Origin of the sequence: Novosphingobium lindaniclasticum LE124 (genome assembly GCF_000445125.1) — a bacterium.
GTDB lineage: Bacteria > Pseudomonadota > Alphaproteobacteria > Sphingomonadales > Sphingomonadaceae > Novosphingobium > Novosphingobium lindaniclasticum.
Genome location: NZ_ATHL01000147.1, coordinates 24167 through 51003, shown reverse-complemented (window position 1 = coordinate 51003; position 26837 = coordinate 24167). Strand labels below are relative to the sequence as shown.

25 protein-coding genes are annotated in these 26837 nt (G+C 63.7%); 2 read left to right on the top strand and 23 right to left on the bottom strand.

Annotation, left to right across the window (positions count from 1 at the left end; genetic code table 11):
- From L284_RS44785 to L284_RS44720, 15 genes are all read right to left on the bottom strand, one after another.
- The coding region (locus tag L284_RS44785; RefSeq protein ID WP_235054593.1) for a Y-family DNA polymerase at positions 1 to 1211 on the bottom strand (1211 nt) is incomplete at its 3' end.
- A 330-nt stretch (positions 1212 to 1541) separates the two neighbouring features.
- Positions 1542 to 2222: an ImuA family protein gene (locus tag L284_RS44780; RefSeq protein ID WP_021235949.1), complete on the bottom strand. Its 681-nt coding sequence runs from the start codon at positions 2220 to 2222 to the stop codon at positions 1542 to 1544.
- 924 nt (positions 2223 to 3146) lie between these two features.
- Positions 3147 to 3374 carry a helix-turn-helix domain-containing protein gene (locus tag L284_RS47735; protein ID WP_081674181.1) on the bottom strand — a complete coding sequence of 76 codons (228 nt, stop codon included), beginning with the start codon at positions 3372 to 3374 and terminating at the stop codon, positions 3147 to 3149.
- Between the two features lie 2 nt (positions 3375 to 3376).
- Positions 3377 to 3592: a DUF2274 domain-containing protein gene (locus L284_RS44775; RefSeq protein ID WP_021235948.1), complete on the bottom strand. Its 216-nt coding sequence runs from the start codon at positions 3590 to 3592 to the stop codon at positions 3377 to 3379.
- Positions 3589 to 4866, bottom strand: a complete 1278-nt coding sequence (locus L284_RS44770; protein ID WP_081674180.1) for a TrbI/VirB10 family protein — start codon at positions 4864 to 4866, stop codon at positions 3589 to 3591. Before L284_RS44770 ends, L284_RS44775 begins: the two co-directional genes overlap by 4 nt.
- Positions 4863 to 5681 carry a P-type conjugative transfer protein TrbG gene (gene trbG, locus L284_RS44765; RefSeq protein ID WP_021235946.1) on the bottom strand — a complete coding sequence of 273 codons (819 nt, stop codon included), beginning with the start codon at positions 5679 to 5681 and terminating at the stop codon, positions 4863 to 4865. The genes L284_RS44770 and trbG overlap by 4 nt, the downstream gene beginning before the upstream one ends.
- The gene (gene trbF / locus L284_RS44760) at positions 5678 to 6487 is read right to left on the bottom strand and encodes a conjugal transfer protein TrbF (protein WP_021235945.1); all 810 of its coding nucleotides are present in this window, start codon (positions 6485 to 6487) and stop codon (positions 5678 to 5680) included. Before trbF ends, trbG begins: the two co-directional genes overlap by 4 nt.
- A 2-nt stretch (positions 6488 to 6489) precedes the next feature.
- Positions 6490 to 7785 carry a P-type conjugative transfer protein TrbL gene (gene trbL, locus L284_RS44755; RefSeq protein WP_021235944.1) on the bottom strand — a complete coding sequence of 432 codons (1296 nt, stop codon included), beginning with the start codon at positions 7783 to 7785 and terminating at the stop codon, positions 6490 to 6492.
- Between the two features lie 138 nt (positions 7786 to 7923).
- Complete coding sequence (gene trbJ / locus L284_RS44750) at positions 7924 to 8694, bottom strand: P-type conjugative transfer protein TrbJ (protein ID WP_021235943.1); 771 nt, start codon at positions 8692 to 8694, stop codon at positions 7924 to 7926.
- Positions 8695 to 8716: 22 nt separating this feature from the next.
- Positions 8717 to 11155, bottom strand: coding sequence for a conjugal transfer protein TrbE (gene trbE / locus L284_RS44745; RefSeq protein WP_021235942.1), 2439 nt, complete (start codon positions 11153 to 11155; stop codon positions 8717 to 8719).
- Positions 11149 to 11421, bottom strand: a complete 273-nt coding sequence (locus tag L284_RS44740) for a VirB3 family type IV secretion system protein (protein WP_021235941.1) — start codon at positions 11419 to 11421, stop codon at positions 11149 to 11151. The genes trbE and L284_RS44740 overlap by 7 nt, the downstream gene beginning before the upstream one ends.
- A complete protein-coding gene (locus L284_RS44735) occupies positions 11418 to 11771 on the bottom strand; it encodes a TrbC/VirB2 family protein (protein WP_052018457.1) in 354 nt (117 codons plus the stop codon). Before L284_RS44735 ends, L284_RS44740 begins: the two co-directional genes overlap by 4 nt.
- Before the next feature lie 4 nt (positions 11772 to 11775).
- The gene (trbB, locus tag L284_RS44730; protein ID WP_021235939.1) at positions 11776 to 12777 is read right to left on the bottom strand and encodes a P-type conjugative transfer ATPase TrbB; all 1002 of its coding nucleotides are present in this window, start codon (positions 12775 to 12777) and stop codon (positions 11776 to 11778) included.
- On the bottom strand, positions 12774 to 13172 hold the full coding sequence (locus L284_RS44725) for a hypothetical protein (protein WP_021235938.1): 399 nt from the start codon (positions 13170 to 13172) through the stop codon (positions 12774 to 12776). The genes trbB and L284_RS44725 overlap by 4 nt, the downstream gene beginning before the upstream one ends.
- 2 nt (positions 13173 to 13174) lie before the next feature.
- Complete coding sequence (locus L284_RS44720; protein WP_031343141.1) at positions 13175 to 15241, bottom strand: conjugal transfer protein TraG; 2067 nt, start codon at positions 15239 to 15241, stop codon at positions 13175 to 13177.
- Between the two features lie 269 nt (positions 15242 to 15510).
- Here L284_RS44720 and L284_RS44715 point away from each other — a divergent pair, with 269 nt between their 5' ends.
- Both L284_RS44715 and L284_RS44710 read left to right on the top strand, forming a co-directional pair.
- Positions 15511 to 18945: an AAA domain-containing protein gene (locus L284_RS44715; RefSeq protein WP_031343139.1), complete on the top strand. Its 3435-nt coding sequence runs from the start codon at positions 15511 to 15513 to the stop codon at positions 18943 to 18945.
- Positions 18946 to 19094: 149 nt separating this feature from the next.
- Positions 19095 to 20024, top strand: a complete 930-nt coding sequence (locus L284_RS44710; RefSeq protein ID WP_021235935.1) for a MucR family transcriptional regulator — start codon at positions 19095 to 19097, stop codon at positions 20022 to 20024.
- 119 nt (positions 20025 to 20143) lie between these two features.
- Here the strand turns inward: L284_RS44710 and rlxS are convergent, their stop codons facing one another.
- From rlxS to L284_RS44670, 8 genes are all read right to left on the bottom strand, one after another.
- The gene (gene rlxS / locus L284_RS44705) at positions 20144 to 22099 is read right to left on the bottom strand and encodes a relaxase/mobilization nuclease RlxS (RefSeq protein WP_021235934.1); all 1956 of its coding nucleotides are present in this window, start codon (positions 22097 to 22099) and stop codon (positions 20144 to 20146) included.
- A 283-nt stretch (positions 22100 to 22382) separates the two neighbouring features.
- Positions 22383 to 22742 carry a hypothetical protein gene (locus tag L284_RS44700; protein ID WP_021235933.1) on the bottom strand — a complete coding sequence of 120 codons (360 nt, stop codon included), beginning with the start codon at positions 22740 to 22742 and terminating at the stop codon, positions 22383 to 22385.
- Between the two features lie 326 nt (positions 22743 to 23068).
- Entirely contained in the window at positions 23069 to 23689 is a 621-nt protein-coding gene (locus L284_RS44695) for a lytic transglycosylase domain-containing protein (RefSeq protein ID WP_021235932.1), read from the bottom strand.
- The gene (locus L284_RS44690) at positions 23677 to 24261 is read right to left on the bottom strand and encodes a S26 family signal peptidase (protein WP_021235931.1); all 585 of its coding nucleotides are present in this window, start codon (positions 24259 to 24261) and stop codon (positions 23677 to 23679) included. Before L284_RS44690 ends, L284_RS44695 begins: the two co-directional genes overlap by 13 nt.
- The gene (locus L284_RS44685) at positions 24258 to 24488 is read right to left on the bottom strand and encodes a helix-turn-helix domain-containing protein (RefSeq protein ID WP_031343135.1); all 231 of its coding nucleotides are present in this window, start codon (positions 24486 to 24488) and stop codon (positions 24258 to 24260) included. Before L284_RS44685 ends, L284_RS44690 begins: the two co-directional genes overlap by 4 nt.
- A 119-nt stretch (positions 24489 to 24607) precedes the next feature.
- Positions 24608 to 24814, bottom strand: coding sequence for a cold shock domain-containing protein (locus L284_RS44680; RefSeq protein WP_021235929.1), 207 nt, complete (start codon positions 24812 to 24814; stop codon positions 24608 to 24610).
- Positions 24815 to 24946: 132 nt separating this feature from the next.
- A complete protein-coding gene (locus tag L284_RS44675; RefSeq protein WP_031343133.1) occupies positions 24947 to 25846 on the bottom strand; it encodes a nucleotidyltransferase and HEPN domain-containing protein in 900 nt (299 codons plus the stop codon).
- A gap of 74 nt (positions 25847 to 25920) precedes the next feature.
- Entirely contained in the window at positions 25921 to 26826 is a 906-nt protein-coding gene (locus L284_RS44670; RefSeq protein WP_021235927.1) for a HEPN domain-containing protein, read from the bottom strand.
- Positions 26827 to 26837: the final 11 nt, after the last annotated feature.

The window sequence follows — 26837 nt, the reverse complement described above, 5'->3', positions numbered from 1 at the left end:
CCTGCCACGACCTTGTAGGCGCGCCCCCGCCATTCGAAGCGGCGCGGCGGCTGATCGGGCATCAGCGCCATGACGCGGTGCAGCGGTTCCGGCCGCGCGAAGAGGCGCACGGGCCGCTGCCAGGACGGCCACGATCCCGGCGCCTCGATGGGGCTGTCCGGTCTCACGGCCCGCTCGGGCACATGGCTCTCGGCAGGGGCAACCCGGAACACGCAGCCCGATCCGATCCGGCCCGCCACCACATCGACGAGCCGGGCAGGATCGCGCACGGTGGTCTCGCCGGCGAGAATGGCCCCAAGGTTCTCGGCATCGAGCGCTTCGGTGTGCGGCGCCAGCAGCCTGAACTGCTCGATCCCGAGGCCAGGATCGATCCGGTCGATCCTGAGCTTCAGCAGGCGCAGCAGGTGCGCGGGCTCACGGGTGGGGCGCGAGGTGCCGATGGCCACGACCTGCTCGCCGCCGTCGATCCGCAGCCCGATGAGGCGCAGCGAACGCGCGCCAAGGCCCTTCTTCTGCAGGACCTCGGCCATGTCTTTGAGGAGATCCTGCATGACCTGCGCGATGGCCTCGGCCGTGCCGATCGGTTCCAGCAGGCGCCGCTCCACCATGGGGATCACGAGGTCCTCGCGCGGCGTGATCGGTTCCGCCTTGCCGCCGAGCGCCTGGTCGAGGCGATCGATCGCGGCCATGCCGAGACGGCGCGCGAGAGGACCGCGGGCGACGGGAAGCAGGTCGGCGATCGTCTCGAACCCGAACTTGCGCGCCGCGCCGAGCGCAGCCCCGTCCAGGCGCAGCGCGGCTACCGGGAGCGACGACAGAGCGCGCAGCACGCCGCCCGGCGGGATAATGGCAATATCCTCGCCGCCGTAGCGCGCGAGTGCATGCGCGGCGCCGGGGGTATCGGCGATTGCGATACGCGCAGTGAACCCGGCACGGCCGCAGAATGCCTGGAGCCTCCGGCAGAAGCGCTCCTCCCCGCCATGGAGATGCGCAGCGCCGCTCAGATCGAGCCAGATACCGTCAGGCGGAGAGACCGCGACGATCGGGGACCAGCGCCGAATTCTAAAGAGGGTCAGGCGGTCCAGCAGCTTTGCATCCGCTTCCGGCTCGGCGGGACGAAAATCGAGGTCTGAGACCAGGGCTCTCGCATGGGTTGCCGCCATGCCGACATGGATGCCAAGTGCCCGTGCAGCCGGGCATGCCGAGACGATCTCGTCGCGGCGAGCGACTTTGCCAATGAGCGCCAGCGGGGCGCGGCAACCGCAGGGACGACGCGCAGGGCGCGCGGCGGCGCGGATACCGGACGCTTGAAAGGATGCTCCGCTGCTTCCGAGCGCCGACCAAGTTCGCGCATCGGCGGCTGCGCGTGGAGCGGCAGCGCGGCAATCTCGCGCTCGACATCGATACGGGAACGGACCTGCCCGCGTTCTTCACCCAGCGCCTCTGCCCGTGCCCAGCGCGCACCGGGGCGCCACCCGCCGCCGCGAGGGACGGAGCAGGCACCAGGATCGTCATCGACAGGCAGCTCGAGCGCGCGGGGTTCAGGCCGCGGAGCGGCGAACCGGTCCTGCCGTCTCAGCCGTTCGATCGGCAGATAGGGCAGGAACAGCGAGACGACCCGTCTCATCACATCCCTCCACGATCAGGGAAAAACCTTCACCGCCGCGCTGGCGGGCAAGTTCGACGAGCCAGCGCGGCCGACCGACACCGGCAACGCCGAGCCGGCCGGACGGGGCACTGGCAATGCGCCAACGAGTCCAGGCCGCCGAAGGTTCGCCGAGCGGATCCCGGTCGCGTCCGCGGTGGCGCCTGAGCAGCAGGACAGGAATATCGGCCTCGGCCGCCGCGAGTTGAAGGCGGCGGGTCGCCACCATCGAGACCTTGCTGGCCTCGGCAACGACAGCAGCCGGCGTCCCGTCGCGGATCGCATCCTCGACGACGGCAAGGAGCGCTGCCTCATCGCGCGGCTGCGCGTGAATGACATAGGACGATGCAAGCCCGGCCTGTTCCAGCCCCGGCGCGTAGAGGTCGCTGCGGCAGCTCACCCACAGCACCGGCGCCTCGAGGGAGCGGGCTTCACGCGCTGCGATCCCTGCAAGAAACAGGGTCGCAGCGGCATCGTCGACCAGGGAGCACGTGCGCGCGGCCGCCTCGTGCAAAGCGCCGGCACGCAGACCCCCGCCGCCCAAGCGACCGTCCAGAGCCTCGGCGGCAAACGGCATCGTTCGAAATTCCGCAAGCGGCGACGCCAGGGTCCGCAGATGCTCGATCGTCGGCTGGGTTGATGGTGATACCGGCTGCATGGTGTTCTGTTCAGACTCGCTACGTTCCCTTTATGTTCTCACTCGCGGGGGTTGCCGGTCAAGATGTTTGGAGAAGGGCGCGCGCCGCGCCTACCGGGACAAGGCTGTGGAAAGACCTGTGCAGCAAGGAGCTGAGGTTGGCAGCGCAAGGATTAACCGGCCAGCTTTGTTCGACTTTTGTCGATGCCGAGAGGTTGGCCGGATCTGCCTACTGTCCGTCAGAAAAAATTACCCGGCCCGTTCCAGCAAAAGCTCCCGTGAGGCCATGCCTCTCGAGCGCGACCGCGATTGCTGCCGTTTTCCGACCTTTCCCAAAAATCCCGGAAGATGCGGCGAAGCAGACTCGCGCCGCCGCTCCGATATGATCCCGCCGGAAACTGCCTCCTGGAGAACCTGGCCACCTTGCCGTGGCAGAAGCCTCGATGCTTCAGGAGGGAATCCGCAGACCCCGCTTCTGACCTGCCGGGTGAAGTATTTCGAGGACGTCGATCCTCCGGGACAGCAAGGGCGGCGGCTAACTTACTGGCGCAGCTCGAGTTTCACGAAACGCAACCACAGAAAGCAATACTTGTTGCATTCCTTGCATTTGCGAGATCAACTATGGCGAGACATATGGCGAAGGCCTTTCAGGCATCCTCTCCCAAAAGACCTATCCAACCGGCCCATTTGGCCGGCTTTTTTTTCGGTCTGTGCCGACGCCAGCCCGCACCCAATTCCAGCGATCAGCCATGGGGAACCCCGACCCGATTGCCGCGCTCTGTCGACGCCTGCGTAGTGCTCCACATCAGCGATACGCATGTACTAGCGACCCACGATCGCCGACCATCTCCAGCCGGATCAAGATCACAGTTCACGAATTCGGCGTGTCCGTCTTGCAGCGATGAATTCCTGCAAGCTCGAGGCGATGACGACGGTAGACCTTCCGACTTTGGCAATTTCCAGATCACCGCGCGCAATTAGCTGATAAATTTTCGCGCGGCTGAGGCCTGTCAGCCTGACTGCATCTGGAATTCGAACGCTGATCTGCTCCATCCCGGGTGAAGGCGCGCGCGCGTCAGATTCACGATCCATAATCACTTCCCCTTTCGTTGCTGCTGAAACCCACGATCCCCGTCCAAAAAGGCACTCAGGATCGCCGGGACCAGATCCGTAACGGGCACGTCAGACCCGTAGGATGCTGCATAGGCAGCTGCGTAATCCTGCAAGGCTTGATGGAGATCGGGCGCTACCATGATGGCCAGCTTCACTGGCGTCTTGTCCGGCAGTTTCGCCAACTTGATCTTGCTCATTGTGCCCCCGCTCCCTTCCATGGTGCCAAGACCAGATCCTGCCGGACGACGAGACGCACCGGAGCGCCAGGGCGGATGTCGATGCTCGGCTGAATGTCGAGATTGCGCTGAGTGATCTGATCACCCGCCCGTGACACGCTGGTCTGCGCGGATTCCCGGATCGCCTGCACCAGATCGCTCTCGCCGGCGATCGAAAGCTCGGTTCCCACGCCTAGGAGCGTCGCAATCGCCACACCTTTCAGCAGTCGGCCGGTGTGGAAGTTCACCTTGTCGGATAGCCCCGCGTAGCCGGACGGATCCGTTGCCGGCATGTTGTCGAGCCGCAGCGATTTTCCATCAGGCATCACCAGCCGTTGCCAGATAACCAGCGCCCGGCTTTGTCCATAGGCGACAACGCTGTCGTATTTGCCCACGAGCCGAGCGCCTTGCGGGATGAGCATGATCTGGCCGGTCGCGCTGTCGAAGACGCTCTGCGTGACTTGGGCAACGACCATGCCCGGCACATCGGAATTCACGCCCGTGACGAGGCTCGCTGCAATCACGCTTCCTGCCATCAGCATGTAGGGCGATGCAGGGGCCGCCAGACTATGCGGGTTCACATCGCCGCGATCATCCAGCTTGTCGGCAAACTGGCTCTTGCGATCTGCCGCCGCGGGTTCGGAAGTTTCGCCAGACCCCGCTTGGCCGGGATCGAAAGTGGCTGCCGCCACCGAAGCGGCGGTGGCCAAGTTCGCCCCGGCTGCGGGATGTGCGCCTTGAACCAGTAGCGAAGACTGCATCGCTGCTTTGAGCTCGGCCGCATGCTGTTGCTGCGCCTCGACGACTCCCGGCGCGACAACAGGTGCGATGCCATCGCCGGCCAACTGACGCTGCTGTGCCTTCAGGATCGGCCGCCCCAGGTCCCCGGGGAGGGGCGGCCCGAGTTTAGGGACGTCGCCATAGGTCTTGGGCAGCCCCGCCAGCGCTTCGTCCGAAGGCTTCCGGTCAGGTTGCGACATGGTGCTGCCAGCGATGATCCGGCCAGACACTCGGGGTTGGAGTGCGATCCATGCAAGCCCGATCAGCGCGAGAGCCGCCAAGGTGCTGCCGCCGATGATCACTTCCTTCCTGAACCGCGTGACCCTCGGCGTCCTCGCCCGGATCGCGAGCGTCTCGGGATCGAGCTTCTCCGGAGATCGAACCTCCCTCTCAGACCGTTCCACCCGGCTTTCGGACAATGGGGCTGCGGAACCAAGACCTTCCGAATTTGGTGCTGACGATACCTTCTCGCTCATCGCCGCGCCCTCCCCTCGCCGCCTCGAGTGATCCGCACGACCTGCTGTTTCTTGGTCCCAAGCCGAAGCTCGGCGACCGCAAAAATGCGATCGACCACATAAAAGCGGCCCTTCATGCGGTAATTGACCAGTTCGGCCGCGCCGGCCGCGCCGATCAGGAACAGCGGCGGCGCTTCATCCTCTCCGATCGAGGCCGGGAATTCGATGAAGGTTTGCCTGCCGTCATCGAACGCGCGCAGCGGGCGCCAGGTCGGCGCGTCGCCAGTGATCCCATACCCGAAGTAGAGCTGCTCGACGCCAAGGCCGACTGCGACCGGCTTTCCCGCTTCGGCTGCGGCCTGCGTGGCCTTGATCGCCACCAGCTCATCGAGCGGGTAGTTCCACGAAAGCGCCGTCATTCCCGCGTTCGCCTGGCTGGTCAGCAACAAGTGATACGTACGTCGATCGGTAGTGATTACGAGGTTGGTGGCAAGCCCAGTGCTGAATGGCTTCACCAGGACATGCGTGCGCTTGTCGTCGCCAGTTCCACTCGCGGTGTCGCCGATCACCCAGCGCGCGGTGTCGCCGGCCGCAACCGCAATCAGCCCCTCACCTGGCTGCAACGCGATATCGGTAATCATGCCCGGCTGGGTATAGGCATGATACACGGTGCCATCCGACCAGAGATAGACCTGCCGGCCATTGACCCAGGCATTTGGTGACGGCTCCGCGCTGCCGCGGCGCACGGCACTGACGGGCACTTTTGCGCTCGCCGGAAAATCCACCGGATGGACACCCACGGCAAAGGCCGCCGCGGCTAGCAGCGAAGTCTTCATGGCAGAATCTCCTTGGCTTCATCGGGATTGGAAATTGCCGGCATGGCCAGCGCAGGTTCTTCGCGGTCAGGGCCGGCACCCGGATTGGATGCCGGCGGCGAAGCAGCTGCCGCAGGCGCAGGGACCTCGAGTTCACGGCTCCAGTCGATGGCATCGACGTAAATCCCGAGCGGATTCTTGCGCAGCGTCTCGCTGTCTCTGGGCGATTGCTGGACGATGGTCAGGATCGCCGTCCAATGGCTGGTCCCCGACGCACTGCCGCGCTCGAACGCGTTCTCGATCCACTTGACCTGGAAGCTGGCATCGGAAGCCCGGACGACGCTGGTCACCTGGACCGAGACACTCCGTTCACCCAAATCTGTCAGCGCACCGGATGCCCGCGCATATTCGCTCAGGAAGCGGCTGCCTCGCTGGGTCGAGAAGTCATAGGCTTCGAGCCAGCCCTCGCGCATAACGACCGGGTCGAGCGAGATACCCCGCACATGAGCAATGTACTTGGACAAAGCCCAGGCAATTTGCGGATCGGTGGGCTGGTACCCTGCCTCCGCCTCGCTGATCGCACGAGGTTCGCCAAGCTTGTCGACGGCAACGACATAGGGCACCATTTGGCTCTGGAGTGACTGCCAGATGAGGCCAGCCGCCATGCTGCTGGAAAGCCCCAGGCAGCCAAAAGCCATGATTCGCCAGTTTCGGGCCTGAATCCGGGCCGAGCCGATCCGCTCATCCCAGAGCTGCGCGGCACGCTGAAACGGGGTCGCCGGTTCGGGAGTGCGTCCATAGAGCGGGACGCTACGTTTGAAGCGCATGGTCAGTCATTCCTTTCGCTGATGTCGGGAGTGGTAGACCCGCCGCCGCGATCGCCCTGCTGGACCGCATGAACGGCAACCTGCCTGTGGTGGCGTGCCTTTTCTTCGCTGCGTAGCGACTTCGCCCAAGCGGGCTCCGTCTCTCCGCCGCCGGAAGCCGGCGACGGAGAGTTCGTGCCCGGTGTGTTCGGCGACGCGGTATCGGCGTGGGAAGCGGACGCGGGGGCCGCCGCCTGGCTGGGCGCACTCGCACGAGGCGCTGCGGAACCTGCAGGCGAATTCCCCCCATGTCCCGGATCAGGTCCGCCTTGCGAAGCGGCACTTGTCGCGGGGCTGGAAACGCCGGATGAAGATGCTGCTCCCATGGAGGTTCCGGCCCGAATGCCGCTGAGTGCTGCGCCCCCCATCCGCACACCGGCGATGGCGCCTCCGCCGACCATCATCACCGCGCCGCCTGCCGCCATGGCGGTACCGGCCACCGCGCCTGCGCCGAGCTGCGGCGCCCCGGAAGCGAGGCCGCTGGCCACCGAAGGCGCGAAGATACCTAGCCCAAGGAGAGACAGGCTCGCGAGCACGAGGCTCATGGCCTGGCCGATATCCGGCTCTTGCCCCTTCAGCGCCTGCGCCAGATCGTCGAAAAACGTGGACCCGATGCCGACGATCACCGCCAGCACCATGACCTTGATGCCCGAACCGACGACGTGGCCGAGTACGCGCTCCGCCAGGAAACTGGTCCGGTTCCACAGCGCGAAAGGCACCAGGATGAAGCCCGCGAGGCTGACCAGCTTGAACTCGAGGATGCAGACAAACATCTGCACCGCGAGAACGAAGAAAGCGAGGATCACGATCAGCCAGGCGAGAAGCAGGATCGCGATTGTCAGGAAATTGTTGAAGAAGCTGGTGAAGCCCAGCATCTTGGAAGCTTGCAGGAGCAGCGGCCAGGACGCCGAAAAGCCGATACCGGCAAGCCTGCCGGGCTTCATCAGATCGTCCTGTCCAAGCGCTCCGCCGCCTGCCGTCAATCCCGCCTGGGAAAAGGAGCGGAAGAGGATGTCGGCAAGATCGGAGAAGTTGCCGATAATGAAGGCAAAGACACCCACGAACAGGATTTTGCGCACGAACCTGGCGAGAACATTATCCTCTCCGGCCAAAGTCCAGAACAGCGCGGCCAGGGTCACATCGATCGCGATCAACGTGCCGGTCAGGAAGCGTACATCGCTCCCGAGCAGTCCGAACCCGCTGTCTATGTAGCGGATGAACGTCGCCAGAAACGCATCGATGATGTTGAGGTTACCCATGCTTGCTGGCCTTCCTGCCAAGTGTGGGGGTGTCGCGGGGCGCGCGGCCGGAGGACGATAGGCACGCGCCCCGCGACGCGGCGGCGGGAGAGGCGGTCCGCCGCCGCTGGCTGGATCGAGCCGACCGGCCCGAAGCCGCTAGTTCGGCGTGTAGGCGCTGCCGGACCCGAGGAACTTCGTCGTCGCCGCCTGGGCCTCGGCCGCTTCCTGCGCCCGGTTGCTCTCGCGCACCGCGTCGGCGCGGTACTGCGCGGCCATCATCTGCTGGATCTGGAATTGCTGCTTGGCCGTAAGGGCAAGCAACTGGTTAGCCGCCTGCTGGACCTGCAGGGCGCCTTCCGCACCCTGGCTGCGCTCGACCAGCGAATTGAGCGTTGCGGCATCGGCGGCAACGTTTTCGGCGATCTGCGCCTGGAGCGTGACGGTCTTGCGGTAGGCCGCGACCTGCGCATCCATCCGTGCGCGTGCCGCGGCGACCCTGTCGTCGAGCTTTAGCGATTGGCGATAGGCATCGGGATAGAGTTGCGCGAACTGCTGGTCCGCGGATGTCACCTTGAACTCGATACCCTGCGCCTGCGCCATCAAAGCATCGATCTTTCGCAAGGTCTCGGTAAGCGCCTGGAGTTCCGGAAAGCGAACGCTCGAGAGGTTCCGCGCCTGGTTGACGAGGCCCTGGGCCTGATTCTGGAGTGACTGAATCTGATTGTTGACCTGCTGTAGCGCGCGGGCTGCCGTCAGGACATTCTGTGCATGGTTGGTCGGGTCGTAGACGACTAGTGCATGCGCGGACGGACTGGCAAACATCGCATCGAGCACGAGGCTTCCAGCAGCGACGAATGCCACTGCGGCAACACCGGCGCCGAGCTTGCGGATCGACTTGGCCGGAAATTGGCGAGATGAGATCTGCATCACATTCTCCTTCAGTTTGGTGTCACAGGCTCCCGGCGCTCGGTCCGGGGTATGTCCCGATCAGATCGGCCGCCCAGGCAGCGTGCGTTCCCGCGAGGAAACGGGCGAAGAATTCGTCGCGGCCATGTTCGGCAAGCACCGCATCGATCCGGGCCTGCGTCGCCGGGTCGGAACTGCCGCACAGCGCCAGCGCCACATCGCCCAGCCCCAATTCGAACAGCCGGTTCCCCCGGGCCGATTGCAGGTAGTAGTGGCGCTTCGGCGTCGAGCGGGCGATCAGCTCGATTTGCCGTTCGCTGAGACCGAAGCGCTCGTAGATCTCGCGGCTCTGCGGCTCGACCGCACGGTCATTGGGCAGGAGGATGCGCTGCGGGCAGCTTTCGATGAGCGCTGGCGCGATCGGCGAGCCAGCGATGTCGGCCAGGCTCTGCGTGGCAAACAGCACCGCAACATTGCGCTTGCGCAGGACCTTGAGCCACTCACGGATGCGCGCCGCAAAGAGCGGATGGTCGAGGAATATCCAGGCCTCGTCGAGCACCAGCATGGTCGGCCGGCCGTCGAAACGCTCCTCGAGCCGGTGGAACAGGTACGTCAGCACAGGAACGATGGCAGATGCATGCCCCATCAGAGCCTCGGTCTCGAAGCACTGTAGGTCCGCAAGATGGAGCGAGCTTTCCGAGGCATCGAGCAGACCACCATATGGTCCGTCGATCGTGTACGGACCTAGCGCCATCCGCAGGGCCTTCGATTGCAGCAGCAGCGTCAGCCCCGTGATCGTGCGTTCCGCCGGCGGTGCGCTCGCGAGGCTTCCCAGCGCCAGCCAGACCTGGTCCTTCACCTCCGGTGTGACGACCACATTTTCCTGCACGAGGATCGCACCGATCCAGTCAGCTGCCCAAGCGCGCTGCGCCGGGTCATCGATCTCGCGCAGGGGCTGGAAGGCCAGCGCGCCCGCTTCACTGCCAAGCCCAAGTGCATGATGCGCGCCGCCGCAGGCGAGTACCGCCGCGCGCGCGGACAGGCCCTTGTCGAACACATAGACCTGTGCGCCGGGATAACGGCGGAACTGCAGGATCATCAGCGCCAGCAAGACGGATTTGCCGGCACCGGTCGGCCCGGCAACAAACATGTGCCCGACATCGCCGACGTGGTTCGAAAGCCGGAACGGCGTTGATCCCGACGTCTTGGCATGGAGCAACGCCGAGCCGCGCAGATGATCGTTGACCGCAGGTCCAGCCCAGACCGCAGACTGCGGCATGAGGTGGGCAAGATTGAGGGTATGCACCAGCGGCTGGCGAACATTGGCGTAGACGTGCCCCGGAAGCGAAGACAGCCAGGCTTCAACTGCGTTGACCCGTTCGCGGATGGTGGTGAAGCCGAGACCACCCAGCACACGCTCGACCTGCCGCATCTTGGCTTCGACGGCGCTGCGGTCGATGTCGCTGACCGTGATCGTCGTCGTCAGGTAGCCGAAGGCGACATGATCGCCTCCGAGTGCTTGGAGCGCGAGATCGGCATCGGCGACTTTGTTTCCGGCGTCGCTGTCGAGAAGCTGCGTCGGCGTGTTGTACATCACCTCGCGCAGCATGGCGGTGAGCGACTTGCGCTTGTTGAACCATTGCCGGCGCAGGCTGGTCAGGACCTTGGTGGCTTCCGACTTGTCGAGCGCAATGAACCGTGTGACCCAGCGATAGGCAAAGTCCTGGTGGTTGAGCGCATCCAGAAGTCCCGGCCGGCTGACGTTCGGGAATCCGAGCACCGAGATCGTGCAGATGTGCCGATCACCCAGCATTGGCTCGAGCCCGCCCACCAGCGGCGTGTCGACGAGGAGCCCGTCGAGATACATCGGGGTTGCAGGCACGCGCACCGGATGCCGGCGATCCGAGATCGTCGAGTGCAGGTAGGTGAGCAGCTCCGCGCTATCGAGTGCACGGATCTCCGGCATGAAGCCGTCGAACAGATCGAGCGCGCGGTCGGTCTCGGCAATGAAGCCTGCGAGCGAAGCGCGCCAATCGCGGCCCTTCTCATCGTCGGCGCGCTCGACAAGCCGGCGCCCTGCGGCATCCTCGCTGTCGGCCGGCGGCAGCCAGGTCAGGGTCAGAAAATAGGCACTCTCGTAATGCTTGCCCTCGGAAAGGAAGGCGGCACGGCGTTCGCGGTCGACCAGCCAACTTGCCGCGTCGGGAAAGGGATCGTCGGGGTAGACGGCCGCTTCGCGGCGCTCGGCCTCGAAGAACAGCGCCCATCCCGAGCCGAACCGGCGCAGCACATTGTTGGCGCGCGCCGCGATCGAAACGAGTTCGGCTTCGGTCGCCGATTCCATATCCGGGCCACGAAAGGCGAGCACCCGCAGGAAGCTGCCGTCCTTGTTGAGCACAACCCCGGGTGCAACCAGCGCTGCCCAGGGCAGATGGTCGGCGAGGCGTCCGGCCTTGCTGCGATATTCGGAGAGATTTAGCACGCGAGATATCCTTTCTGGCGCAAGTGGCGGAGCAGGACAGGCGCGAACTCGGGGTCTCGCCGGGCCGCGAGGACAGCGAGGCTATGCCCCGCCGCCCAGATGAAGAGGCCGGCCAGCCATTGCTGGAGCCCGAGCCCGACAGCCATGGCGAGCGTGCCGTTGACGATGGCGATCCCGCGCGGAGCACCGCCCAGAAGGATCGGCGCGCCGAGGCTCACATGGATCGGGACCTCGAAGCCTTCGATGTGCTGGCCGGCCCCGCTCATGCGATCAGCGCTCCCCCGCCGAAGCTGAAGAACGAGAGGAAGAAGCTCGAGGCGGCAAAGGCGATTGAAAGACCAAAGACGATCTGGATCAGTCGGCGGAAGCCACCCGAGGTCTCACCGAACGCCAGTGTCAAACCCGTGGCGATGATGATGATGACCGCAATGATCTTGGCGACGGGACCCTGCACGGATTCCAGAACCTGCTCGAGCGGCTCCTCCCAAGGCATGCCGGAGCCGGCAGCCCAGGTTTGCACCGGGACCATCAGCGATACCGCGATCGCGCTTGCCCCGAGGAGTGCTGTCCGTGGTTCGGGGCGCAGACCGAAGCGACGAAGTCGTGATGTCTTCATGGGTTCATTTTCCTTTGCTGCTGGAAGGGAAGCCGGTGGCCGGGAAGCACAGCTCGTGAAGACGGTAGTCGCCGCTGGCCGGGTCGAAACCGTCGAGAGTGGCGATGGCGGAAATCCGGCGAGCAAGGCCGCGCCCCGAGATCACGACGATGAGATCGACAGCCTCGGCAATGAGATATCGCGGCACTGTGACCACCGCCTCCTGCACGAGACCTTCAAGCCGGTGCAGCGCCGCGGACGCACCGTTGGCATGGATCGTCGCGATGCCGCCCGGATGCCCTGTGTTCCAGGCCTTGAGCATGTCGAGCGCTTCGGGCCCGCGGACTTCGCCGACGATAATACGGTCAGGGCGCAGGCGCAGGGTCGAGCGAACCAGATCAGCGATCGTCGCTACGCCCTGGCGCGTGCGCAGAGCGACCGTATCGGGCGCCGGGCACTGGAGCTCGCGCGTGTCCTCGATCAGCATCACCCGCTCGTCGAGTACGGCCATCTCGGCAAGCAACGCGTTGGCGAGTGTGGTCTTTCCGGAGCTGGTGCCGCCGACGACCAGTATGTTGCGGCGGTCCAGCACCGCCGTGCGAAGGATCTCGGCCGCCTCCGGCGTCATGATGCCGTCCGCCACATAGTCGGTGAGCGTATGGATGCGCTCGGCCGGTTTGCGGATCGAAAAGCACGGCGCCAGCGAAACCGGCGGCAGCACGCCTTCGAAACGCTCCCCGGCGCCCTCGCCGTGGGGAGGAAGCTCGGCGGAGACGATCGGACTGTCAGCGTGGACTTCGGCGCGGGCATGGCTGGCGACAAGACGGATGATGCGCTCGACCTGATCGGGCGCGAGGCGTACGTCGGTATCCACCCTGCCCTGGCCGAGAACATCGACACGAAGCGCACCGTCGGGATTGACCATGATCTCGATGACGCGCGGATCGCCGAGTGCCGTCTCGATTGCCGGGCCCATGGCGGTCCGCAGCATCGCGCGGCGGCGCGCGGCGGCTTCGTCGCCGGTCATCGCCCGCCATCCTGATCAAGCGTGCGCTTGCCCTGCCCCACCTGCCGCGCAACCTGAGACAGGAACGCCTCGAAGCGCAGCGAACCCGCGGCGCGGCCTGCAGCGTCGTTTTCTGCAAGCGGCGGATTGATCGCCAGTTCATAGCGGATGAAGAGCGCCAACGTCTCGAGTTCGATGTGGCTGTCGCGCAGGAGGCGATCGAGAAGTTCGGCTATCCGGTCGAGACGGCGCCCGAAGCGATCATCGAGTTCTTTCCTGCCGCGCCGGTCAAGCCAGACCGTCAGTGCCTGGACCAGAATATCCGACTTGGTGACGCCCGGCCGATTTGCTTCCTCGAGGAGGCGGGCGCTGAGCGGCTCGGGCAGGAACAGTTGATAGCGTACCTTGTTCGTCATGTTCAGAGCTCCAGGTCGAACTGGTCGCCGCGCTCGGCGGAGCCCAGCGCATAGGTGACGCGCACAAGCCGCTGCTGCGCTGCCTGGTCGAGCACGCGCTTGTCCGATGCGGGATCGTCGTCATCCGCCGTGAGGCCGAGCGGATCGCTGGCGACTTGCGATTCCTGAGGAGGCGCATCGATTTCAGCTTCGGGTTCGACCGTACGCGCCCGTTCCACACCGCCGGTGACCACCTTCTTGCCTTGCGGCTCCTCTTCCACGAATTCGCTGGCAGGCGGTGCCAATCGGTCGTCGGTGCCGCGAACCTGCCCGGACCAGTCATCTTTCCGCGCCGGCGGCGCATCGGCGTAGCCTTTGGTACTCAGCTGCGGCGACGCGATCACACGCTCGGCAAAAGCGGGCTCCTCGAAGTAGCGCAACTTGCTGGCCCGGATTGGCGGGGTGCCCGATGCAAGCACAAGTTCCTCGCGCGGATCGAGCTGCATGACTTCACCCGGCGTCAGCAGGGCGCGGGCCGTTTCCTGGCGGCTGACCATGACATGCGAGAGCCAGGGCGCGAGCCGGTGCCCGGCATAGTTGCGCATGGCGCGCTGCTCGGTCGCAGTTCCCAGAGCATCGGACAGGCGCTTGGCCGTACGCTCGTCGTTGGTCGCAAACGCGACCCGCACGTGGCAATTGTCGAGGATGGAGTTGTGCTCGCCGTAGGCCTTTTCGATCTGGTTGAGGCTCTGCGCGATCAGGAAGACGCGGACACCATACCCGGCGAGGAAGGCGAGACTGGTTTCGAAGAAGTCGAGGCGGCCGAGAGCGGGAAACTCGTCGAGCATCATGAGCAGCCGATGCCGGCCCGCGTCTGAGTGAGCGGAACCATGCTCGAACCGCAGTTCCTCGGTAAGGCGGCGGCCGATCTGATTGAGGATCAGGCGGATCAGCGGCTTGGTGCGGCTGATGTCCGAGGGCGGAACCACCAGATAGAGCGAGGCCGGGTATTTCCCATCGACGAGGTCGGCAATCCGCCAATCGGAAGCCGCCGTCACCGCCGAAACCGTCGGATCGCGGTAAAGTCCCAGGAACGACATGGCCGTCGAAAGCACACCGGAGCGCTCGTTGACGGACTTGTTGAGCACTTCCCGCGCGGCCGATGCCACGACCGGATGGACCAGCGGTGCTTCCAGCGTCCCCAGATGGTTCGTCGACATCATCGCATGGAGCGTGTTCGCGAAGCTGCGCGCCGGATCGGACAGGAAAGTGGCGACCCGTGCGAGCGTCTTCTCTTCCTCCGCATAGAGAACGTGGAGGATCGCGCCGACCAGAAGCGAGTGACTGGTCTTCTCCCAGTGGCTGCGACGTTCCAGCGCACCTTCCGGATCGACGAGAATATCGGCAATGTTCTGAACATCGCGGACTTCGTGAATGCCGCGGCGCACTTCCAGGAGCGGATTGTAGCGCGCCGAGCGTGCATCCGTGGGATTGAACAGCAAGCAATGCGAGAAACGCGCCCGCCAGCCGGCGGTCAGTTGCCAGTTCTCGCCCTTGATGTCGTGAATGACCGCAGAACCCGACCAGCCCAGCAGCGTCGGAATGACGAGACCTACGCCCTTGCCCGAACGCGTCGGCGCAAAGGCCATCACATGTTCAGGACCATCGTGGCGCAGGTAATCGGTGCCCACCCGGCCCAGAAACACGCCCTCCTCGGCCAGGAGCCCGGCCTTGCGGATATCCTTGCGGCTCGCCCAGCGCGCCGATCCGTACGTGGTGACATTGCTGCGCTGCCGCGCGCGCCATACCGAACCGGCGATCGCCGCCGCGCAGCCGACCAGTCCACTGGAAGCCGCAATGCCGCCCGCCTTGTCGAACACGACCGGAGCGTAGGCATCGAACTCGAACCACCAGATGAAGATCGCCCAAGGCGCGTAGATCCTGCGCCCCAGCAGAACGAACCAGGGGCTGCCCAGCTCGGGCTGGTAGGCGAGTTCAGCCGCCGCCCACTGGGTTGCCAGCCAGACACCGACAAGGACGATCGCAAACACGACCATCATCTGTCCGATGAGGAGTTTTGTCGGTGTCATGATAGCCTCCGCACACCGCGGATCGCATCCGGCGGCGTCGGGGCAAGACTCCCGGAAATCCGCGAGAGATCACAGTCCCTGTCCGGTGCACCCAGGTGTCTTTCGGGTGCACTTCAAAACCGGCAGACGCTTTTTTGCCGTTGCGGCCGCGATGAGCGAGTCGATAAAGGCGCCCAATTCCGCATCGTATTGGATGAGCGGATGATCTGCCGGTTGATTACGCGATATTAATCATGACAATGCCGCCTCACGAAGGCATGCGGCATATCATGACGAGCGATACTCAGAAGGTTACCAAGTACTGGCGCAATTCGCTGGCCGATGCAGAACTGGGCCGCGGCGCGTTCACTCAAAAGGACGCGGACGATTTTCTAATCGTCGACCACGCCAGCCTCAACGCCGGCCGCCTCCCTTCAAATCTCGTTGCCGCCCTGTTCGGCGCTAACGCCTCGCCGGATGAAACCTGTGCGATCATCCTGCGCCCCTTCGTCTTTGCCTCCCGGACCGAGCGCGGGCAGAAGCGCGGCAGCCTTCCGGAAGTGGTGACGCCGGTTGCGACACGGATGACGGTTACCCGCGACGGGCGTCTCATCCGTCCCGTCAGCAGCGTTGTCCCGCGCGACATTGTCGAGCCCTTGCACCGAATGGCGTTTACGGTGGGCACGATCGATGCGCTCGACACGTTTGTCACCACGCACCCGCTGTCCGAAGACTGCCAATGGCAGGACTACGTCGAGCACGCCGAAGGCCTCATGGAAGGGGTCGCATCCGCGATTGAGGAAGACCGACGCTTCGAGCTCGTGCCGCACGGATATGTCCAGCGCTCGGGCGGGCATGGCAGCATGTCCGCCAATGTCCTTGCGCTCTACGACCAGATCGAGCTGGACAGCGCATTCGGCCCACTTCTTGCTACATTTGCCGGCCAGAAAGAGCAGCGCACCGAGCCGTGCCTCCCCCAAAACTCGCGTTTTGCGGAGCGCCTCGGCCACTCAAGCGATACCTATGCGCTGGCCCCCGCTCAGCGCGAGGCGCTTGCTCACCTGACAGCATCGGAGGACGGCGAAGTCCTCGCGGTCAACGGCCCGCCCGGCACCGGCAAGACAACGATGCTCCTGTCGGTCATCGCTACACTCTGGGCAAAGGCAGCGCTGAAACAAGGCGAAGTACCGCTGATCGTTGCGACATCGACGAACAACCAGGCCGTCACCAATATTCTCGATGCGTTCGGCGCCGACTATGCCAAAGGCACCGGGCCTTTCGCCGGGCGATGGCTTCCGGCCCTGCGCAGCTTCGGGTCCTATTTTCCATCGAAGCGGCGCGAGAGCGAAGCTGCCAAGACCTATCAGATTGCCGCCTTCTTCGATCGCCTCGAGGAAGCCGATCAGGTCGCGCAATGCCGTCTTGCCTATCTCGACGCGGCAGCAAAAGCGTTCCCCCATCTTCAACCACTGACCGTCGCAACCGTCGTCGCGGCGCTGCACCAGCGGTTGACCGATCAGGCGCAGATGCTGTCGGCGATCGAGCTTGCGTGGGAGGCACTGCTCCAAGCACGGGTGGCCGTTCATGCCGAGCTAGGCGCAGATCCGCGCCAAGCGCGCGCCGATCGGGCTGAAACTCTCGAAGCGGCCGAGGCAGAGCTGCACCGGACACAAGCGATCTCGAGCCTCTGGGACCGGCACCAGGCGTCCGAACCGGTTCTTCACACCTTGCTTGGCTGGCTCCCCTCTATGGCAAAGCGCCGGCTTGCCGCAGCCAGGACAGCTCTTGCTTCAGACTGGTCCGGCCCTCTGCCCGAATGGACAAGCCTGGGCGATATCTCGTCATCGGTGAGAGCTGAAGTTGCTCAGGCGCAGGCGACGGTGGGCGAATGTATTGCAGCTCTCGGCCGCGCTGACGCAGCGATCGCCGGCGAAGCTACCGCCCTCGGCATCTGGGCTAATACCCTCTCGGTGCTTTCGATTGCGCCGGAAGCAGCGTCTTCCGTGACGCTTGCCGATGCCGACGAGGCTGCGGATCGCCTGCTTCGCTTCCCGATCTTCCTGACTACAACGCACTATTGGGAAGGCCGCTGGCTGCTCGACATGGCTACCGATCCGGACATTCCGGCCAAGCAGAAGAAAACCGGCAGGATCCCGATGACGGGGCGGTGGGCACGCCGCATGAAGCTCACGCCCTGTGCCGTATCGACATTCTACATGCTGCCGCGTCTGCTGTGCGCAAGCCGGTTCCAGGACGGGGATTTTCTGCCGGATTACCTCTATGGCCAGATCGATCTCCTGATCGTCGACGAAGCCGGACAGGTCACCCCGGAAATTGCCGGGGCGTCGTTTGCTCTTGCCAAACGCGCGCTGATCATTGGCGACACCGCCCAGATCGAGCCGATCTGGAGCGTGCCTAGCCGGATCGATGTCGGCAATCTGAGGCAGGCCGGCCTCATTGGCGGCGATGACAATGGGCCGGACCTGGCCGCCTTCCTCGAGACAGGCCGCGCCGCGTCGTCGGGCAGCGTTATGAGGGTTGCGCAACATGCGTCCCGATATCACCAAGATGCCGATCTCGAACGCGGCCTGATGCTCTACGAGCATCGGCGTTGCTTCGACGAGATCGTCGGGTACTGCAACGACCTTTGCTATCGCGGTAAACTCCAGCCAAAACGCGGGCTCAAATCGGAAGCCCGCAAAAGCGACGGCCTCCCTGCCCTTGGCTACCTTCACATCGACGGTCGCTGCGATGCTATAGCTGGCGGCAGCCGCCGGAATGCTCTCGAGGCCGAGACGATCGCCCGCTGGCTGGCCGATCGTCAGGAGGAATTGCTGGCCGCCTACCCCGGCAAGGCGCTCGCTGACATCGTCGGCATCGTCACACCGTTCGCAGGTCAGGCCCGGGCCATCACATCGGCGCTCGGACGCCAGGAAAGCCTTGCCGGCGCCAATGTGACGATCGGTACGATCAATACCTTCCAGGGCGGCCAAAGACCGGTAATCCTGTTCTCGCCAACCTACTCGAAGCATTCGGACGGCAGTTTCATCGACGCCAAGGCCAGTATGCTCAACGTGGCGGTCTCGCGCGCGATGAACAGCTTCCTGGTGTTCGGCGACATGGACTGCTTCTCTTCAGCGGCGCCGGGCAGCCCGCGCGGCCGGTTGAGGCAGCGTCTCCTGGCGCACGAAGGCAATCGGCTGTTGTTCGACGCACCTGAGCGGCCCGATCTCACGCGCGAGGCAGGGCTGGTGCACCTCACCGATCTCGATGCCCACGACGGCTTTTTGCGCGATGTCCTGGAGAAATGCCGCAGCGACATTCACATCGTCACGCCGTGGCTGACGGATCGCGGGCTACAGGGTGCCCGGATCGTTCCACTCATCGAGGCCGCCGCAAACTCCGGCGTCTCAGTCACGGTCTATACCGACCGCGCTCTGAATGATTGGCGCAGTAAGCAGGACAAGGGCGCCATTGAGAGCTTTGCTGCCGCAAAAAAGAACCTCGAAGGCGCCGGTGCCATCGTCGTTGAAGTGAAGGACGTGCACAGCAAGATCGTGATGGCCGACAACAACGTCTATTGTGTCGGGTCATTCAACTGGCTCAGCGCTGCCCGTGAAGGTGCCTTTGTTCGCCACGAAACCTCGCTCGCGTATCGTGGGAAAAGCGTCTCGCCTGAGATCGAAACCATGAAAGACAGTTTGCGGAAGCGGGCGATCATCTGATCCATCCCGGGCCAAGCAGAGGGTTATACTGTAAAGAACAGATCATGCCCCGCTAGCGAGCCCCGGGTACCCGTGAAAAATCGGCTTTACTTGGGGCGGGAATGGGAAGACAACGGCGCCCTCCGATAAACCTCAGAAGAGGACTTTCCATGTCCGACACCGAGCAGCCAGAGCTCGCCCGCCTGACAGTTGAACTGCTCAGCGCCTTTGTCTCCAACAACACCATCTCGAGCGATGCGCTCCCCGCCCTGATCGAGGCGACCCGCAACGCACTCGCCGGAGACGCCGGTAAGCCGCAGGTCGAAGAGCCAGAATACAAGCCGGCTGTTTCGGTTGAAGAAAGCCTTGCCTCTCGCGACCACATTCTCAGTCTGATCGACGGGAAGCCGTACAGGGCACTGAAGCGGCATCTGGCCAACAACGGCCTTACTCCGGAAGAGTACCGCACGCGCTACAATCTTCCGGCCACCTATCCCATGGTTTCGCCCAGTTATTCCGAGCAGCGTCGGGCTTTTGCGAAGGCATCCGGTCTTGGCGGCAGCGGTAATGCAGTAGCACGCGCGGCGCCGGCCACACCCAAGGCTCCGGAAACCTCGGCGCCCTCCCCCGCGAAGACAGGAAAGGCAGCCAAGGCAGCACCGAAGAAGGCAGCTTCTAAGGCCGCGCCGACCGCCAAGGCTGCAACCAAGGCATCGAGCAAGCCTTCCGAAAAGGCAGTGCCAGCGCCGCAGACCGCACCTGCCGTAGCGGCCCCGGCTGCCAAGGCTTCGGCTTCGAAGCCGAAAAAGCCTGCGAAGGTTGCGGCCAAGCCGACGCCCAAGTCCGCGGCCAACATCGCCGTCGCTCAAGAAGCCAAACCGGAAGTGAAGAAGCCTGCGGCAACGAAGGCAGCAACGCCTGCAGCCGTGAAGCCGAAGGCCGCAGCCGCCACGAAGGCCAAGGCTCCTGCTCTGAATAAGACCCGCACGCAGCTTGGTATCAAGGTCCCTGCTGCAGATACGCCGGCAACGGCGGCATCCGCACCGTCGGCACCTGCCGAGGCAACAACGGCCCAGAGCACCGCAAACACGAAGGCCTGACGGCCAACCCGATCGGTCTCAAACTGCCGGTCTGATTGACTTCGAAGGGGCGGCCATCCACGTCCGGATGGTCGCCCCGCTCATTTCCGCTTCGCCAAAAGACCGTCGGCGCGAAACGATCACGAAATCTCCGGCCCCGATCGGCCGCGCCCGAACTGCCAGTTGATACCGGCTTCGCGCATGATCCCGCCAGCCTGCTGCCCAATCTGTTTCTCGAGCACCGGCCGCCATGGAACGAGCGTGAATTCGTGGCTGCGCTCGATAAGAGCAAATCGATCGGAAATCCCGTCGATCCGCCGGCTTATCTTTCCCTCGATCCAATCGCCCGACTTCGCCTCGGAGAATTCCTTTCCAAGCTCGCTGGAAAGGCCCGCAGCAATCCGCAGTAATTCCCGCTTCTGCAGCAACGCGAGCACATTCTGCCGCAGCCTCACGCCGCTCGGTGCAACATCGGCCAAGTCCTGCTCGACCAGCCACTGACGCCGCTGATCCAGACCCGCGCGAACTTCCCGGCCGAAACCCGCATCACGCACGGCTAGTCCGGAAGGCGAAGCGAGCTCGCGATCGAGCCAGGTCGCGCCTTCCATACCTGCCATCCGGTCCACTGCTCCCGAGCCCAGCATTTCCACATCGACCGGCCGGGCCTGCACATCCCGCTGCTCGAAGCGTTCGGCGATTGCCAGATGCCCTTCGGAAATCCGCCAGGACCCATCGATTTCTCGGGTAACGTCGAACCGAGCCCGCCGCATGGCCTCGAGCCTGCGCACGTGCGTTTGCGCATAGGCATGGGTGACAGAGCGGTCGCGGCGTTGATGCAGAGCCACTGAATACCGCCCCTCATTGGCCTGCGACACGGCGAGTACATTGCGATCGATTTCGCGCACCTCGGGTATCCTGGGACTGACCCGTACAATAGCGCCGCGCGGCAACTGTTCGATAGCGGTTGCCGGCCCGATGTCGACATAGTGCGAACGACCATCGATGCCATCGACCAGCAGGAAATGCCGGTCGCGATGTTCGTCCGCAAGCCCGCGACAAATGACACGGCCGACGATTGGTCCCGTTTCCGGCGAGTAGATGCGCTGGTCCTGTCGGTCCAGTCTAGCCCGCGTGACCTCGCGCTGCATCAGGCGGATGATGTCGCCGCGCTCTCCCATGGCCCTCAGTGTTTCATCGAGCCGATCCGCAAGCTGCCAGCGCCCGTCCCCAAATTCGCTGGCAAGATCCATCCGCTTCAGAGCCTGTAGACGCCCCGCCTCCAGTGCCTGGAAAAACGGATCACGGTCGTGGGGAGCGACGCACCGATCAGAATCCATTCGCCCCAAGAGCCGGCGATCGAGACCCGTGAGCCGCTCCTGGTCCATTTCGCGGCGCAGTCGGGCTTCGATTTCGTGGTCCGCGCGTGGGCCTAGATCGAGAGACATAAGCTCCACCGCGCGTTCGCGAAAGCCATGGGAAATGTAGTCGCGCGCAATAACGAGATCCTTGCCCCGATCGTCGATCCCGCGAAGCACGATATGGGTGTGAGGATGACCGGTGTTATGGTGGTCGACAGCCACCCACTCGAGCTTGGTTCCCAGATCCTCTTCGACCTGGTTCATGAGCCGGCGGATGTAAGGTTTCAGATCTCCATACTGGTCGCCGTCCTCGGCCGAGACGATGAAGCGAAACTGGTGCCGGTCGTCCTTCGAGCGTTCGAGGAAGTCGGCGCCGTCCATGCGGTCGTTGTCAGGGCCATACAGCACACCCTGTTCGCCCTCCTTCGTCACGCCGTCGCGCTGGATGTAATGGAGGTGCGCCTTGAGGGCGCTGGCGCTACGCCCGCGGACCTTCACCAGCCTCGTCTTCACGACGACGCGGCGGGCGCGATATCCCGCCAGCCGATCCCGCCCCGAAAGCGCGCGCCCGAGCGCCGCTCCGCGGCCGATACGGCTGCCGACGAACCTGCCGCCTTTCTTCCCGCCGCCGATCAGCCCCGCTGCGACAGCAACACGGCTTGCATATCTCACCACTTTCCTGGCGCGCACATCGCGCTGCCGGCCGAGGCGCGGCTCGAAATCATCGTCGAAATCCATGCAAGCCCTCCCGATTAGCCGTGTCTCGCGAAAGTCTCTTCGCAACGGCTTCAGTCTCTCAAAAAAACGATGTGCAGACAGAAACTTAAGCGTGTCGTGAGACACGCCTTCTATCTTGTCGTCCGCCACCTCCGCCGTTTCCCAACGATCCAGCCTGCATCCGAGCAGTAGAACCGCCATCCGCCCCGGTGCAGGCAACGCTCTGCCCCCGAACGCAGGCAATAATAGCCGGCACGCGGGTACCGGATCTCCCACGTCCCGGCCAAAATCCCTCACGCCGCCCTCATCGCAAGGACGCGTAAGCCGCGCGCGCTTCACCCTCATTCACGCAATCGCGCCGCGCAACGAGACCCTGCGCTTGCCCCTCGCCATCCACAATGCTGACCGCAGCAAACCAGCGCCCATCGAGCCGCCCCACCACAGCCACCCGATCGAATTCGCCATCCGCATCCTCACCGTGCTCCCAAGCGCCGAGCCAGCGCTCGCAGACCCGGGCATCCCACACAAAATCGCTCTCCTCCGCTCCCAGAAACCGCGCCGCCAATGCACTTGCCGCACCGCGCCCGAACTCGATTTCGAGCCCCGCAACCAGCCTCTCCATGACCTGATCCGCCGCAGCCGAGATATTCACGTAAGCAACCATGATAGCCTCCTTCGCCTAAGCATCCCCGCCGTTCGAGGACCTTTCCTGGACGACGGTTGGCGCAGCGGCTGTCAGGGCCGCGCCGGCTTGCCGGTGCGCCGCGAAGCGGCGGCGGAGGAACCGATTTTGTTGCAGGAAAACAAACAAACTCGCGCGCGCAGCGCGCTCATTCTCTGCGGCAAAATTGGAGGGGCCGCCGGCCTTTACAGCCGCTGCAGAGACCGTCACGCTGGTAAGTCCGAGAGAGGTGTTGACCTCTCCGCCTCGCGCACGGTCGCAGACAAGCTCTGCCCCAAAAAGACCGGCGGCCCTGCATCACCTAGCGATCAGGGGACTGCGCGGACCGCAAACATCGGATCGACGGCCTGCGTGGTTTCATCTGCTGTCACTGCACCCGAACCACCACCGCCGATGGCGATGAACATCCTGTGCTGGGCAGAAGTGTCCATCCGGGAGCCAGGATAGATCGCGGCCCCATTTGCGCCGGAAGCTACTTGCGCGAGATAGCTCCGCGTCTCTGCGGGAAGCGATTGCATGCCTGCGAGGTACTTTTCGTAACGTCCGGGTCCCGCGTTGTAGGCTGCAAACAGGCCCGGATAGCCGAAGCGATCGTATAGCAGGCGCAGGTAGAACGTGCCTGCCAGGATATTGTCGCGCGGGGCGTCGGGATCGTTTCCGAGCCCGAGGCGGGCGCGCATTTCCGCCCAGGTCCCGGGCATGAGCTGCATCAGTCCCATGGCGCCCTTGACGCTGCGGATCGGACGGCCTTCCAGCCGTGTGCGCCCCCGGCTTTCGGCACGCATCACGCGCGCGATCCAGCTCGTTGGCACGCCGAACCTTGCGGAAGCCTCGGCGATGTGAGGAGCCCAGTGCTCGACATCGTCGGCGCTGGCAGGACTTGCCGCGATGACCGTCGCGGCGGCGATCAGTCCCCTCAGCGCGCCCATATGCGCCTCGCCGGCCCGATGATGTCCGCACCGCCGGTGATGCCGAAATAGCGACCATCGAAGGATTCCGGGCTGTCCTTCATCAGCAGGAAATACTGGCCGTGACGCAGCCGCCAACAACCCTCCCACCAGGGCATCGGACGTCCCTGGCCGTCGCGGAGGCGGCGCTCGACGGTTGGCACGCCGTCGATGAAAATCAGGGGTCCCAGCCCGCAGACTTGCTGGCCGTTCGAAGCAGCCACTCGCTTAACCAGTGGAACATTGCTGGGCAGGTAGCGACGCGCGGCGGCAAATTCCCGCCAGGCATAGGGCATGCGCGCAATGACCGTCTCCCCCGGCAGAAGTTCCCGTTTGCGATTGACCCAATAGAGGCCCATGGGGGCACTTGCGCTGGCATTCCAGACCAAGAGCGGGAGCGGTGGCATCGCCGCGGTTTGCCCCAGAGCGCCCACCCAGAAGCTTGCCAGTGCGGCGATGACCAGGCGATTTCTGAAGCGGCGCTTTTCGGCGCGTGCCTGCGTTCCTAGCGGCTGCAGCAGTGCCTCGCTGCGAGGGGTCGAGAGCCCGCTCACCGGCGGAACGCGCGGCCGGAGTTGGCCTCGCTCCAGGCATCGAGATCATCGATGTGGTATTGGATGAACCGGCAATGCCTGCGGTAGATCGGCCCGCCCCCGCCCCGCCTGAGCCTGAGCAGTAGGCGGATGGATATGCCGAGATAGTTGGCAGCCTGGGGCGTGTTGAGGAACGGGGAGCCGCGCTTTGCGCGCTGTGCCCGGTCGATCTGGTCGGAATTTTCCATGGTGTCCCTTCCATGCATCGGGCGACACCGAGCCGCCCGTGAGGGACACTCAAATGAGGGACAAATTGCCGGTCAGGCAGAGTCGAAAACGGCTATAGGCAAATTCGACCCCCAAGCGCTCAGTCCTCCGCCAGATTGACGGCGGACACCTTCCCATTCCGCGCGACGAGGACCTCATAGGAGACGCGTTGCCCGACCGTTAGCACCGTCAATCCCGACGCCTCGACCGCCGACAAATGGACGAAGCAATCTGCCCCGCCTTCATCAGGTGTGATGAAGCCGTAGCCATTTCGCGCATTGAATGTCGTAACCCTGCCCTTTGGCATGTTCGCCCCCTTGCCATGGGTGCAATGGGTCGCGGACGAGCCCGATCCGGTCAATCCGGCAGGCCCCGAACAGCTGGGTCACGTAGCAGTCCGGGACATCGGGAAAATCGCCGCAAGAAGCCGGGAACCAACTCAGAGTCCGGAAATTTGCTTCTCCGCGATGGCTTGAACCGCGGTTTGAAGCGCCTGAACCCGCTCGAACGTCCAGTCCAGTTCGGCATCGCTGATCGCGTAGTGGGGCGAGTAACGGCCCTTGATGTAGGCCAGATGCAGAAGTTCGAAACAGCGACGGGCAAACTTGTCCTCGCGCGGCCAGATCGGGATCAGATCGCGCGCAACGTTCTCGGCACGACCACGCAGGAATTTGAAATGGTGCGAGAGCGGGCAGTGAAGCGTCTTGACCGCCAGGATGGCCTGATAGGATTGCTCAGCAGCCTGATGAAGCTGGAATGCCGCGTGGTTGTTCGCTCCCCGGGACAGAGCGAAATCCGCCATATCGAGGAAGATCTTGGCGCTGTCGAACCACTGATGGTAAAGCTGCTGGGTTTGCAGGCGAAGTTCGGCCCGGCCCAGCTTTCGGGGAGTTGGGAATTGCATCGAGCCACATTGATAGAGGGCTATTCCCTTCCGCAAAACGTCCACAAAAAACGGGCGTCCGTGTCCAAGTTGCCGGGTGAATTCCTCAAGGGAGTGGACAATCAGGTTTGGCAGCGCCGAAATACGCTTGGCTATTGAATGTTCGCGCGCGAGAGCGTCTTTTGCCTTGCGCCAATGGTCTACTTCGTCGGCCAGGCGCTCATGATTGACGACGACCAGGATATCGTAATCCCATGCATGACCGGCCATTGCGCAGGTATCCCAATCGGGGGCCGCATAAGCACCGTAGAGGATGACACTCAGGATCCGGCCCCGCCTTTTCCAAGGCTGCGTTGCGCGAGCGACGAGGTCGTCGAATTCCGAGAAGATGATCTGGACTATCCGGTCGAGGTCGCTTCGCATCTGTCCGGGTAAGTGGCCAAGATCGGTCTTCATAATCACCTCGCGTCAAAACGTTCGGCGTGAGACTCCAATCACCGATGAACACCCTACGCAGGAGACCAGATTTTTCAGGCCAGCGACTTGCCCAGGTGCTTCTCACAGATCGACCTGACTTCGGTTTCGAGCAATTCGATACGCTCGACCAGCCATTCGAGCTCGACATCACGAATGACATAATGCGGGGAGTACCGGCCCTTGACGTAGGCCTGATAGAGCAGTTCCCAGCACCGGGCGCCGAACTTGGTATCACGCGGCCAGATGGGGATCAGATCCCGCGCGATGTCTTCGGCGCGGCCCCGGAGAAACTTCAAATTATGCGATTTTGGACTGTAGAGTTTCAGCACCAGCAGCACTGTGTGGTAGAAGTTCTCCGTCGCTTGATGTAGCTGAAACGCTGGGATATTATCCCCGCCATTCGCTATCAAGAATTTAGCGGCTTGGAGAAACTGACTTCCACTGTCGAACCACTGTTTAAAATGGTTCTCTGCCTCGATGTGCGCCATGGCGCTGTCGAGCGGTTTGGGCATTTCGAACTGCTGGGCTTCCAGTTCGTACAGTACGATGCCCTCTCGCACGATGTCGACGAAGAAAGGCCGTCCGCGTGCAAGCTGGAAGTTCGCGTCCGCCATCGAATGGACGGTAAGACCAACAGGTGCCGAGATCACCCTGGTAATGTCGTATGCCCGATTGAGGTGGTCCTTGGCCTTACCCCAATATTCGGCTTCATCGGCAAGGCGTTCGTCGCTGACCACGACAAGGATATCGTAATCGGAATAGTACTGGCCCACCGGGTCGGCGACCCAGTCCCCACGCGCGTATGAACCGTAGAGGATCACTTTCATGATCCGTCCCTGCTTCTTCCAGCCCTGAGTGGCGAGCGCGAGAACGTCCTCGAATTCATGAAAGACGATCTCCACCACACGCTTCAGGTCTGCGCGCTTTGCTTCCGGGAGATGGCCGAGATCAGTCTTCATAATCACCTGAT